The 12,220-nt window shown below is 74.4% G+C and carries 10 protein-coding genes; 3 read left to right on the top strand and 7 right to left on the bottom strand.

The window, feature by feature from the left end; all coding sequences use genetic code 11:
• Nucleotides 1–26 precede the first annotated feature (26 nt).
• Nucleotides 27–677, top strand: coding sequence for a GNAT family N-acetyltransferase (locus tag ACILQ5_RS11180; protein ID WP_395658079.1), 651 nt, complete (start codon nt 27–29; stop codon nt 675–677).
• Between the two features lie 42 nt (nt 678–719).
• On the opposite strand, the gene trxA is transcribed toward ACILQ5_RS11180, so the two are convergent.
• From trxA to ACILQ5_RS11145, 7 genes are all read right to left on the bottom strand, one after another.
• Nucleotides 720–1,046, bottom strand: a complete 327-nt coding sequence (gene trxA, locus ACILQ5_RS11175; protein WP_395658078.1) for a thioredoxin — start codon at nt 1,044–1,046, stop codon at nt 720–722.
• 194 nt (nt 1,047–1,240) lie between these two features.
• On the bottom strand, nt 1,241–2,251 hold the full coding sequence (trxB, locus tag ACILQ5_RS11170) for a thioredoxin-disulfide reductase (protein ID WP_395658077.1): 1,011 nt from the start codon (nt 2,249–2,251) through the stop codon (nt 1,241–1,243).
• A gap of 114 nt (nt 2,252–2,365) precedes the next feature.
• Entirely contained in the window at nt 2,366–3,031 is a 666-nt protein-coding gene (locus ACILQ5_RS11165; RefSeq protein ID WP_395658076.1) for a hypothetical protein, read from the bottom strand.
• Nucleotides 3,032–3,086: 55 nt separating this feature from the next.
• Nucleotides 3,087–3,782: an RNA polymerase sigma factor SigM gene (sigM, locus tag ACILQ5_RS11160; protein WP_395658075.1), complete on the bottom strand. Its 696-nt coding sequence runs from the start codon at nt 3,780–3,782 to the stop codon at nt 3,087–3,089.
• Entirely contained in the window at nt 3,779–5,791 is a 2,013-nt protein-coding gene (locus tag ACILQ5_RS11155; protein WP_395658074.1) for a protein kinase family protein, read from the bottom strand. The genes sigM and ACILQ5_RS11155 overlap by 4 nt, the downstream gene beginning before the upstream one ends.
• Nucleotides 5,792–5,843: 52 nt before the next feature.
• Nucleotides 5,844–7,610, bottom strand: coding sequence for a murein biosynthesis integral membrane protein MurJ (gene murJ, locus ACILQ5_RS11150; RefSeq protein WP_395658073.1), 1,767 nt, complete (start codon nt 7,608–7,610; stop codon nt 5,844–5,846).
• Nucleotides 7,607–9,733, bottom strand: a complete 2,127-nt coding sequence (locus tag ACILQ5_RS11145; RefSeq protein ID WP_395658072.1) for a DUF6049 family protein — start codon at nt 9,731–9,733, stop codon at nt 7,607–7,609. The genes murJ and ACILQ5_RS11145 overlap by 4 nt, the downstream gene beginning before the upstream one ends.
• A 101-nt stretch (nt 9,734–9,834) precedes the next feature.
• On the opposite strand from ACILQ5_RS11145, the gene ACILQ5_RS11140 reads away from it, so the two are divergent.
• Nucleotides 9,835–11,262, top strand: coding sequence for a CCA tRNA nucleotidyltransferase (locus ACILQ5_RS11140; RefSeq protein ID WP_395658253.1), 1,428 nt, complete (start codon nt 9,835–9,837; stop codon nt 11,260–11,262).
• Nucleotides 11,259–12,206, top strand: coding sequence for a 1-aminocyclopropane-1-carboxylate deaminase/D-cysteine desulfhydrase (locus tag ACILQ5_RS11135; RefSeq protein ID WP_395658071.1), 948 nt, complete (start codon nt 11,259–11,261; stop codon nt 12,204–12,206). Before ACILQ5_RS11140 ends, ACILQ5_RS11135 begins: the two co-directional genes overlap by 4 nt.
• Nucleotides 12,207–12,220: the final 14 nt, after the last annotated feature.

The raw sequence follows: 12,220 nt of genomic DNA, 5'->3' as shown, positions 1-12,220 counted from the left end.
CCCGGGGTATCACCGACGGAGGTGTGATGTCGCGCAAGATCGTCCGGCTCACCCTGGACCACCTCGACATGTTCCGGGCGCCGTGCCGCACCTGCCTGTTCTGGGAGCTCGACCCGGTCCGCCGCGAGCGGGTCGAGGACGCCGCCGCCGAGAAGGACGCCTGGGTCTCGGAGGTGCTGCGCGAGTGGGGCTCGTGCGGTCGCGTGGCGCTCGTCGACGACCGGCCGGTCGGCTACCTCGTCTATGCCCCCGAGGCGTTCGTCCCGGGCGCCGCCGGCTTCCCGACCGCGCCCATCTCCCCGGACGCGGTGCTGCTGACCATGGCGTACGTCGAGCCGGCGTACCGCGGTGGCGGGCTGGGCCGGATGCTGGTGCAGGGGATGGCGCGCGACCTGATCCGGCGCGGCGGGGTCGGCGCGGTCGAGGCCTTCGGTGACCCGCGGGGCCGGGCGGGCCGGTGCGTGGTGCCGGTCGACTTCCTCGGCGGCGTCGGGTTCAAGACCCACCGCCCGCACCCGACCAGCCCGCGGATGCGGATGGACCTGCGCACGGCGGTGACCTGGCGCGACGAGGTCGAGGCCGCGATCGAGCGGCTGGTGGGCGCGATGCGTCCGGCCCCGAAGTCGGCGCGAGGCCCGGCGCCGAAGGCGACGCGGGCCTCGCGAGGAGCCCGGTGACGGAGCGGTCGTGCCGCTGGCGCGTCCGGACGGGCGACGGACCTAGGCGATGAACTCCGAGAGCTCGTTGAGGATCGCGGCCTTCGGGCGGGCGCCGACGATGCTCTTGACGACCTCACCACCCTGGTAGACGTTGATCGTGGGGATGCCCGTGACCCGGTAGTTCGAGGGGGTGACCGGGTTCTCGTCGACGTTCATCTTCAGGAACGTGATCTTGTCGCCGTGCGTGGTCGCGATCTCGTCGAGGATCGGGGCGACCTGGCGGCACGGGCCGCACCACTCCGCCCAGAAGTCCACGAGGACCGGCTTGTCGGACTTGAGGACCGTGGCGTCGAACTCGGCGTCGGTCACGGCGTTGATGTTGCCCACAGGGGAATCCCTTCTTCGGATGAACACAGAGGTCTGATCACAGTCAACACCGACGTCCCGACCGTTGTTCCGCGGCGCGCGGTCACGCCGAGGTCGACCGAGCACGACCGGGTCTCGACACGCCGGTCGCGGCTTCGTGCCCCAGCCGCGCGGCTCGCTCGACCACCATCAGTCGGTCCGCTGCCGCGTCCTGACTAGGCGCCGGCGGCCGGGGCGGTGCCGGTGAGCATCTCGGCGTCCGCCCGGCTCTGCGCGTCCCGGCCGTCCTTGGCGACGTGGTCGAGCTCGGCGAGGTAGCGCTCGGCGTCCAGCGCCGCGGCGCAGCCGGTCCCGGCCGCGGTGATCGCCTGCCGGTAGTGGTGGTCGACCAGGTCGCCGGCGGCGAAGACGCCCGGCAGGTTGGTGCCGGTCGAGGGGTGGCTGGCGATGACGTAGCCGTTCTCGTCGAGGTCGACCTGGCCGGGCAGCAGCTCCGAGCGGGGGTCGTGGCCGATCGCGATGAACAGCCCGGTCGCCGGCAGGTTCCGGGTCTCGCCGGTGACGGTGTCCTTGAGGGTGACCGACTCGAGCCGGTCCGCGCCGTTGATCTCCTCGACGACCGAGTTCCACTCGATCTCCAGCTTCGGGTCGGCGAACGCCCGCTCCTGCATGATCTTGGAGGCGCGGAGCTCGTCGCGGCGCACGATGAGCGAGACCTTCGACCCGAACCGGGTCAGGAACGTCGCCTCCTCGATGGCCGAGTCGCCGCCGCCGACGACCGCGATGTGCTGGTCGCGGAAGAAGAACCCGTCGCAGGTGGCGCACCAGGACACGCCGCGGCCGGAGAGCTCGTCCTCACGAGGCAGGCCGAGCTTGCGGTAGCCGGAGCCCATCGCGAGGATCACCGAGCGCGCGTGGAAGGTGTCGGTGGCGGTCTTCACGGTCTTCACGTCACCGGTCAGCTCGACCTCGACGACGTCGTCGGCCACCAGCTCGGCGCCGAACCGCTCGGCCTGCGCGCGCATCTCGTCCATCAGGGCCGGACCCATGATGCCGTCGCGGAAACCGGGGAAGTTCTCCACCTCGGTGGTGTTCATCAAGGCGCCGCCCGCGGTCACCGAGCCCTCGAAGACGAGCGGCTTGAGGTTCGCCCGCGCGGTGTAGAGCGCGGCGGTGTAGCCGGAGGGACCGGACCCGATGACGATGACATCGCGGACGTCGGACATGGCGACAGGTTCTCCTCGCAGGTGGGGGGCCGCGCAGTGAACAGCGCGGCGACCGGTAGAACCGATCGTAGGCGAGGAAACTTCCCGGGCCGTCCCGGGGCCACCGCCGCCCTGCTACGGGGCCGGCAAGGTGATCGAGCGGTACGCCCCCGGGCGACCGCACAGGTAGAGGTCGACCACCTGCGTGTCGCCGCGCACGGGCCGGTAGACGAGCAGGCCGGGGCTGCCGTCGTACCGGACGGCGACCACCCGGCCCCGCCCGGGCGCGGTGCACCCCTGCGCCTGCGGCTGGGCCGCCAGGCTGTCGCCGTCGTTGCGCTGGCCGTCGGCCTCGGCGCCGTCCTCGGTGGTGCGCAGGGAGGCGTCCGCCCGGAGCCCGCGGACCTGCTGGGCGAACCGGTCGGGGTCGAGCCGGACGGCCTCGGAGAAGTCCTGGGGTGACTGCCCCGCGAGCGGGGCGCTGTCGCCGCCGGCCGACCCCTCCTGGGAGCTGGCGCTGTCGGCGCTGCTGCTGCCGGCGCCGTCGTCGGCGCCGGTGCCGAGACCGCGCAGCTGGTCGATGCCGACCCCGGCCACGACCACCACGGCCGCCGCCGCGAGCAGGGTGCGCACCCGGCGCCGGCGGCGGGCGGCGGCGAGGTCGGCGACGGGGGCCGGGACCGGCCGGTCGGCCCGGAGGTCGGCGAGCACCCGGTCCATCCGACCGGCGACGTCGGAGGGCATCGGATCGGTGTGCCGGGCGTCGGCCAGCAGCCGGCGGACCTGCTCGTCGTCGGACACGGGTGTCACCTCCTCAGGAGATCGTGGGGGTCGTGGGGTCGTCGGGGGCCGCCGGTCAGGCGGGTGGACCGCGGGGGGCGTCCTGTGATCCGACGTCCCCGGCCGGGCCGTGGTTCCGGCCCGGGGGGTGGGCGTCGTCACCCGGCGGGTCCGTCAGCAGCGGGGCGAGGAGCACGGCGAGCCTCGAGCGGCCGCGCGAGCAGCGCGACTTCACGGTGCCCACGGCGCAGTCCAGGATCGCGGCGGCCTCCGCCACGGGGTAGCCCTCCATGTCGACGAGCACCAGCGCCGCCCGCTGCTCCTCCGGCAGCTCGCGGAGCGCGGCGAGCACCTGGGACCGGCGCTCGTCGCTGACCGACTGCTCGGCGGGGTCCTCGGTGCCGGCGGTGTCGAGGGAGCCACGACCGCGGTACTCCTCGAGGTCGTCGGGCAGCGGCTCGGCCCGGCGCACCCGCGCGGCCCGCATCCGGTCCAGGCAGGCGTTGACCACGACCCGGTGCAGCCAGGTGGTGACCGCGGCGTCGCCGCGGAAGGACCCCGCCCGACGGTACGCCGCCACCAGCCCGTCCTGCAGGCCGTCGGCGGCGTCCTCGCGGTTGCCGGTGGTGCGCAGCGCGACCGCCCACAACCGGTCGCGGTGCCGGTGGAACAGCGTCGCGAACGCGTCCGGGTCGCCGTCGACGTGCGCGCGCAGCAGCTCGGCGTCGGTTGCGCTCCCGAGGTCCTCCGGCGTCATGCGCGGGGCGCTCATCCCCGGACCGTCACCTCGGCCACCCCGCCGCGGAACCCGTCGGAGACGGCCGGGATCGAGGTCAGCCACACGGTGACGTAGCGGCCCGTGGCCGGTGCGTCGAGGTCGACCCGGGTACGCGGACCGTCGGCAGTACCGGTGGCGACCGCGGTCAGTCCCTTGACGGCCGTCGGCGCGGTGTCGGTGACGTAGAGGGAGTAGCCGGTCGGGGCGCCGACGAAGGCCAGGTCGATCGAGCTCACGTCGTACGAGCGGCCGAGGTCGAGGACCAGCCCGACGCCGGTCTTGAGCCCGCCGGGGCCGAAGTTCTGGTCGTAGGTCATCGTCGACCAGGCGGTCTCGGGCTTGCCGTCGACGGCGAGCGGGGTGAGCTCGGGGTGCTCGTCGTAGGGCGGCGAGCCCTGCGGGTCGAGGTCGCTGGCGGTGACGCCGGAGATCGGCTGGGCGGGAGGCCGGGTGCTCGGGGAGGCACTGGGGGTCTTGTCGCCGCTGTCGGTGCCCGGCAGCGCGAGCGGCGTGCGTCCGCGGCCGAGGTTGTAGGCGACCACGATCGCGAGCAGCAGCAGCAGGCAGCCGGCGATGGCTGCGGCCAGGCGGAGCCAGCGCCGGCCCGGGACCGGCTCGTCCTCGTCGGGCTCGTCCTCCACGATCGGCCCGGCGCCGGTGCCGGCCCCGGTGTCCCATGGCCAGTACCCGGCGGAGGCGGCTGCGGGCACGGGGTGCCGCGGACGGCGCACCGGCCCCTGGGCCGGCTCCGGCGCGAACAGCGGCCGCTCCGGCGGCTCCTCGAAGGCCGGCGGCGGGGGCGGCGGCTCGGACCGGGCGGACAGCCACGAGACGTCGTCGTGCTCGTCGTGGAAGATCGGCAGGCCGGCCTCGGTCGGCAGCTCGGTCGAGGGCTTGACGGCCGGTTCTGCGGCCGGTTCTGCGGCCGGTCCGGACACCGGCTTCGTGGCGGGTCCGGCCACGGGCGCGGGGTCGGCGTCGACCTCGGGCTCGGGCGTGGGGTCCGGCGCGGGCTCGGGCTCCCGTGCGGGCTCCGGGGCGGGCGCGGGCTCCGGGGCTGCCTCGGGCTCGGGCTCCGGCGGGGGAGGCTGCGCGGGGACCGGCGCTGGGACCGGCGCGGGCTCCGGGGCGACGTCGCGCGCCGGTGGGTCCGGGATCGCCGGCAGCGAGATGGTGTCGGTCGTGTCGCGGTGCCCGGCCGCCGCCTCGGCCGCGGCCAGCCCGGTCGGGTCGCCGACGAACGCCGCGAGGTAGTCGGCGATGCCCTGGGCGCTCGCGAGGTCGTGCACCTCGCGCAGCCGGGAGCCGTGCCCGGACCAGGGGTTGACGACCTCGTCGCAGAGCTGGTCCAGCGGGCGCGGGATGCCGGCGCGCACCTGGCGCGGGCGCAGCACCCGCCCCTGCACGACCGGGGCCGCCGGGACCTGCGACGGCGAGGGCCCGGGCCACTTCCCGGTCAGGGCGGCGTACAGGACCCCGCCAAGGTCGGTCACGTCCTGGGACGGCCGGCCCGGGCCGAGGCCGAAGAGCGCGGCGTCGACGGCGAACCCGATCACCCGCACGGACCCGGCGTGGTCGACAAGCACGTTCTCCGGGACCAGGCGGCCGTGGGCGACCCCCGCCTCGTGCCCGACCGCGATCGCGGCCGCGACCTCGGACACCAGCCAGGCGGCCCGGCGCGGCGAGAGCGGTCCCTCGTTCGCCAGCATGATGTCGAGGGAGTCGCCCGAGCCCCACTCGTTGACGACGAAGACGAGTCCGTCGGTGCGGTCGGCGTCGAGGACGCGCAGCAGCCGGCGGTCGTGGGCGGCTGCCGAGCGGCGCGCGGCCTCGAGCATCTGCTCGGCGCGCTCGTCGTCGGCCGCCACGACGTGCAGGGCGACGAACCGCTCGAGCACCTTGTCGTGGGCTCGCCAGAAACGGCCGCCGCTGCTCTCGGTCAGCAGGTCGACCAGGCGGTACCGGTCGGCGAGCACGTCGCCGGGCCGGATCGAGCTCGGCACGCAGCTCCCCTCGTCGTGTCCCGGACAGGGCCCATCGTAGGGCGCCACCGGATCAGGGACGACGCAGGACGGGCAGGCGGCGGGTGAACGCGTCGACCACGGCGGTCACCTCGCGCAGGCGGAGGGTGCGGGCCATGACGACGAGCACCAGCAGGTCGACCGATCCGATGAGCAGCAGCCAGATGGCGGCGACCCACCAGGCGGGCGTGGCCGACACCTGGTGCAGCAGGTAGGCCACCACGCCGGCCGCCACCGTCGCCACCACCGTGGCGATCGCCAGGCGGACCAGGAAGCGCACGAGCGTCGGCGTGCGCAGCCCGCCGAGGAAGCGGCGCAGCACCGTGTAGGACACGACCGACCCGACGACGTACGACGAGGTGTAGGCCAGCACCAGCGCCGGCGAGGTCTGCTGGGCGGTCGCGGCACGGACCAGCACCAGGGCCGCGACGACGTTGGTGCCCGCGACCGCGCACTGGATCCAGAACACCGTGCGGGTGCGCTCGAAGGCGTAGAAGCCGCGGAGCATCAGGTAGTGCACCGTGAAGAAGACCAGGCCGGCGCCGAAGAGCGCGAGCGAGGGCACGTAGTTCTCGGTGGCGTCGGCGGCCGCGCCGTACCCCCACATCAGCCGCGACAGGTCGCCGGCGATCACCGGCAGCAGCACCGCGAACGGGACGACGACGGCCAGCGCGCTGCGCAGCGTCTCGTTGAGGGAGCCGGCGACGCCGGCACGGTCGTCCTCGGCCGCGCGGCGCGACAGGCGGGGCAGGATCGCGGTCGCGAGGGACACCGTCACGATCGAGTGCGGCACCATCATGATGAGGAAGGTCGAGGAGTACACCGAGTAGCCCGTGCCGTCCGCGGCGTCGGCGGTGCCCGACGACGCCAGCTTCACGACCACCGTGTAGGCGACCTGGTTGACGATGACGAACAGCACCGTCCAGACGGCGAGCCGGAGCGTGTGCCCGAGGCCGGTGTGGAGGAAGTCGAAGCGCGGGCGGTAGAAGAAGCCCGTGGCACGCAGGTAGGGCACGAGGATCGCGAACTGGGCCACGATCCCCAGGGTCGACCCGAGCCCGAGCAGCAGCTCCTGGCTGGGGGTGTAGGGCCCGGTGATCTCGGCGCCCTGGGCCGGTCCGAAGACGAACAGGTAGACGACGAGGACCGCGACCGAGATGACGTTGTTGGCGATCGGCGCCCACATCATCGGCCCGAACCGGCCGCGGGCGTTGAGGATCTGCCCGACCAGGACGTACATGCCGTAGAAGAAGACCTGCGGCAGGCAGAAGCGGGCGAACGCGATGACCGATTCCTTCTCCTCGGCCATCGACGCGGCGTCGTACTTCGAGGAGAGGAAGACGTCCATCACCCACGGTGCCGCGATCACCAGCAGCACCGTCACCGCGCCCAGGAACAGCGCCGCCAGGGTGATGATCCGGTTGGTGTAGGCGTCGCCGCCGTCGGGGTCGTGCCCGATCGAGCGGACCAGCTGGGGGACGAGTACCGCGTTCACGACGCCGCCGGCCAGCAGGATGTAGAGCATGTTCGGGATCGTGTTCGAGATGTTGAACAGGTCCGCGTGCAGCGCGTTGCCCAGGGCGGCGGCCAGCAGGGCCGAGCGGACGAACCCGCTCATCCGGGAGATGGCCGTGCCGACCGCCATGACGGCGCTGTTGGCCAGGACCCGCTGCTGCTCGGTGCCGCCGGCGTCCACCTCCCCGGTGACCGGTTCGGCGTCGGCGGGCTGGGCTCCGGGCTGGGCTCCGGGCTGGGCTCCGGGCTGGGCGGCGGGCCGGTCGGTGCCGTGCTGGTCGGTCACGAGGCCCGCCTCGCGCTGCGGAGCCGGCGGAACAGGCGGACCACGATCGCCCCGAACAGCAGGGCCACGCCGGTGCCGACGATCAGCCAGATCACGTTGCTGACCCGGTTCGAGCGGATCGGGACGTCGTCGGAGGAGCCGATCGGGACGTCGTCGACGTCGGTGAGCAGCAGGGTCACGTTCCGGATGCCGACGGCCGACGAGGACGCGTTGAGCAGCACCGTCGTCTTGCTGTCGGGGCCGAGCTCGATGGTCTCCGAGGGCACCGCCACCTTCAGCGGCGGGTCGGAGAGGGCCTGCACCCGGACGCTCACGGGCTCGTCGAGCCCGTTGGTCACCGTCGCCGCGAACCGGCCGCTGCCGCTGGAGAGGATGACCGCCTTCGGGGCGTCCACGCGGACCGAACGGAGCTGGGTCTCGATCCAGGTCCGGGACTGGTCCGCCGAGGCCTGCGCGCTGTCGGGCCGCAGCCGGGTGGAGTACGACAGGTCGGTGTAGGACTCGTCGCGGACGTCCGCCGCCACCGTGTCGTTCCGCGTGAGCAGGTTCTGGAGCGTCTCACCGGAGCCGGCCAGGGCGTCGGCCGCGGCGAACGCCGACGGGTCGAGCTCGAAGCGGCGCTGGGTCTCCGGGTAGTCGAGCCGGTCGACCGGCACGTCCACCCCGGCGCGGTCCATCGCGTCCGACACCGTGGTCAGGTGCAGCCAGGGCAGGTCGAGCCCCTCCCAGAAGTCGATCGTCGACTCCGGCGCCCAGGTCGACGGGAAGACCGCGATCAGCGGCTTGCGGCCGGGGTTCAGCAGGCGGAGCGCTGCCTCGCTGACGACGCGCTGCCGCACGGCGACCGCCGACATCCGCTCGCCCGGGCCGGGACCGCCGACGGTCACGCTCGAGGAGGTCACGCCGACGGTGCGGTCGGCGGTGTGGACCACCGCGGGCGCGTTGGCGCCGAACATCCGGTCGGTCATGAGCACGGTGGCGTCCGGCTCGGTCATCGCCAGGCCCTCGGCGTCGAGGTAGCCGGCCGGCGAGGACACCGCGGGCCGGGTGGGCAGCCCCCAGGGCTCGAGCGACCCGAGCGACCTCTTGCGCGCCTGGCGGTAGGCCGCCGGGTCGTGGGCCGCCGCGGCGGCGACGTCCACGTCGCCGTACGGCAGGGACAGGATCTCGCTGCCCTCGAGCCCCTCGTGCAGCCGGTCGAGCCACGCGGTGGCGGCCTCGGTCGCCCGGACCTGGTCCGGGGTCTGCTCGTCGGCGGCGCCGGGGTCGGCGGTCGGGCTCGGCGAGGCGCTGCTGCCGTCAGCGGTGTCCCCGTCACCGCCCTCTCCCTCGCCGTCGCCTCCGTCGGCCGTCGGCCCGAGGTCGCGGGGCGGGTTGCCCGCGGCGAGCCGGCGGGCCGCGTCGATCACGGACGGGTCGACGAGCCAGGTGACCGGCCGGGAGCCGGCCGCGGTGCCGAGCTCGACCAGCGAGCGGAGCGAGCCGCCCGGCGCCAGGTCGTCGGCCCAGTCGGCGATGTCGGCGATCGAGCCGTCGGGGGCGTGGCTGACCAGGTTGCGCACCGGGACGACCAAGGCCGTGTCGACGGTGTGCCGGGTCCGCGGGACGAGGGGGAGGAAGGTGCGGGCCCGTCCGTCGGCGAGGTCGTCGCCCCCGTCGACGTTCTCACCGAGGGCGTGCACGCCGAACCAGTAGACGCCGGGTTCGTCGGGGAGGTCGTCCCGGGCGACCGTCACCGAGTACTGCACCGTCTCGCCGGGCTGGAGCTCGTCGACGGAGTCGTAGCCCTCCGTCAGGATCCGGTCGCCGACGGGCTGGTCCGCCGGGACCTCCACCGCCGCGGCGAGCTCGGCCGTGGTCGTCATCGGGGTCGCCCCCGAGAACGCGTAGAGCTTCACGTTGCTCCACGTCTCGTCGTCGCGGTTGGTGACCGAGCCGGTCACCCGGACCTCGCCGGACCGCGGGACCACCGAGGGCGTGAGGGTCTCGATGGTGACGGCGAGCGGGGTCTGCTCGACGGCCGCCTTCCCGGTGCTGCGGGCCGCCGTCGCCGGGCCGCTGCCGAGACCGACCAGGGTCGCCACCACCAGCAGGGCAGGCAGCAGCGACACCGGGCGAAGCACGCCCGCGACTCTACTGGCCGTACCTGTGCCGGCTCGGGGTGCCGCCCCGGCCGCCACTAGACTGCTCGCCCGTGCCCGAAGCCCCCCTCCCGCCGCTCCAGATGGCCGACGCCCAGCGGGCCGTCGGCGCCGAGCTCGACCGGATCGCACCGGTGATCGACGAGCTCGGGCGGCGCTTCGCCGGAGCCGGGCACGAGCTGGCCCTGGTCGGCGGGCCGGTGCGGGACGCGATGCTCGGACGCCAGCACAACGACCTCGACCTCACCACCTCGGCACGGCCCGAGGAGACCGAGCGGCTGCTCGCGGGGTGGGCGGACGCGATCTGGGACATGGGCCGGGCGTTCGGCACGATCGGCTGCCGCCGCGGGCCGTGGCAGGTCGAGATCACGACGTACCGGTCCGAGGCCTACGACCCGACCTCGCGCAAGCCCGACGTCGACTTCGGCGACTCCCTCCCCGGCGACCTCGGCCGCCGCGACTTCACGGTCAACGCGATGGCGGTCCGGCTCCCCGGCCGCGAGCTCGAGGACCCGTACGGCGGCGTGGTCGACCTCGCGCACCGGGTGCTGCGGACCCCGGGCCGGCCGGAGGACTCCTTCTCCGACGACCCGCTGCGGATGATGCGTGCCGCACGGTTCGCCGCCCAGCTCGGCTTCACCGTCGCGCCCGAGGTGGTCGCGGCGATGACCGCCATGGCCGCCCGGATCGAGATCATCTCCGCGGAGCGGGTCCGCGACGAGCTGGTGAAGCTGGTGTGCGCGCCGTTCCCCCGCCAGGGGCTGGCCCTGCTGGTAGAGACCGGGCTGGCCGAGCTGGTGCTGCCCGAGCTGCCGGCGCTCAAGCTCGAGCGCGACGAGCACCACCGGCACAAGGACGTCTACGAGCACACGCTGACGGTGCTCGAGCAGGCCATCGACCTCGAGCCGCGGCTGCCCGGCGGCGGACCGGACTTCGTGTCGCGCTTCGCCGCCCTGATGCACGACGTCGGGAAGCCGCGCACCCGGCGGTTCCTCGACGACGGCACGGTGACCTTCCACCACCACGACGTGGTGGGCGCCAAGATGACCCGCAAGCGGATGAAGGCGCTGCGCTTCTCCAACGACGAGATCGACGCGGTCAGCCAGCTCGTCGAGCTGCACCTGCGCTTCCACGGCTACGGCACCGGCGAGTGGACCGATTCCGCGGTGCGGCGCTACGTCCGCGACGCCGGTGACCAGCTCGAGCGGCTCCACGTGCTCACCCGCGCCGACTCGACGACCCGGAACCGGCGCAAGGCCGAGCGGCTCCAGCGCACCTACGATGACCTCGAGGAGCGGATCGCCCGGCTCTCGGAGCAGGAGGAGCTCGCCTCGATCCGGCCCGACCTCGACGGGAACCAGATCATGACCGCGCTCGGCATCGGTCCCGGGCGCGAGGTGGGGGCGGCGTACCGCTTCCTGCTCGAGCTGCGGATGGACCAGGGTCCGATGAGCGAGGAGGACGCCACCGCCGCGCTGCTGGCGTGGTGGGCGGAGCGCGACGAGCGATGACCCGGCTCGCGGACCTGGTCGACCTGCCCCACGTCCGCCTGGGTGCCGTGCCGACGCCGGTCCGGCGGCTCGAGCTCGGCCACCGCGCGGAGGTGTGGGTGAAGGACGAGTCCGCCTTCGGCGACGGCGGCTGGGGCGGCAACAAGGTCCGCAAGCTCGAGTGGATCATCGCCGAGGCACACCGGCGCGGGTCGACGACGCTGCTGACGGTCGGCGGCATCGGCACCCACTGGGGCCTGGCCTGCGCGCTGTACGGCCGGGAGCACGGGCTGCGCACCGTGCTCGGCCTGGTCGACCAGCCCCTCGACGACCACGTCCGTGACCAGCTGCGTCGCCTGGAGGCGTCCGGCGCGGTGCTGCACCGCTACCGCTCGAGCAACCGGCTGCGACTGGCCGCGCCGTACCTGATGGCGCGGTACCGGCCCTGGTACGTCCCCGCCGGCGGCTCCCACCCGGTCGGCGCCCTCGCGTACGTCGACGTGGCGCTCGAGATCGCCGACCAGGTCGCGGCCGGCGCGCTGCCCGAGCCGGCCACGCTGGTCGTGCCGGTCGGCTCGGGGGGCACCGTGGCCGGGCTGGCGCTCGGGCTCCGGCTCGCCGGCTTGGACCGCACCCGGCTGCTCGGGGTCGTCGTCAACGACCTGCTCCGGCTGGACCGGCCGAGCATCGCCCGGCTGGCCGGGCGCACGGGCGCCCTGCTCGCGCGGGCCGGCCTCGCCAGGGTGCCGACGGCGGTCGAGGCGGACCTGCCGCGGGACTGGCTCGGCGAGGGGTACGGCGTGCCGACCCCGGCCGGGTCGGCCGAGGTCGCCCGGGCCACCGAGGCCGGCATCCCGGTCGAGCCCGTCTACACCGGCAAGGCGCTCGCCGCCGTACGGGAGCTGGACGCCCGTGGCGAGCTGGCCGGGCCGGTGCTCTGGCTGGCGACCCACGGCCCGCGCTGAGGGGTTCCTCGCCG

The sequence above is a fragment of the Nocardioides sp. genome, from assembly GCF_044226305.1.
In the GTDB taxonomy this organism is placed as follows: domain Bacteria; phylum Actinomycetota; class Actinomycetes; order Propionibacteriales; family Nocardioidaceae; genus Nocardioides.
Note: the sequence above shows the minus strand (reverse complement) of the source record. Positions and strands in the feature narration are given on the sequence as shown.

Coding starts and splice junctions, on each gene's coding strand:
- ACILQ5_RS11180 (WP_395658079.1), top strand. CDS start 27: ATGTCGCGCAAGATCGTCCGGCTCACCCTGGACCACCTCGACATGTTC.
- trxB (WP_395658077.1), bottom strand. CDS start 2,251: ATGTCCGACGTCCGCGATGTCATCGTCATCGGGTCCGGTCCCTCCGGC.
- sigM (WP_395658075.1), bottom strand. CDS start 3,782: ATGAGCGCCCCGCGCATGACGCCGGAGGACCTCGGGAGCGCAACCGAC.
- ACILQ5_RS11140 (WP_395658253.1), top strand. CDS start 9,835: ATGGCCGACGCCCAGCGGGCCGTCGGCGCCGAGCTCGACCGGATCGCA.
- ACILQ5_RS11135 (WP_395658071.1), top strand. CDS start 11,259: ATGACCCGGCTCGCGGACCTGGTCGACCTGCCCCACGTCCGCCTGGGT.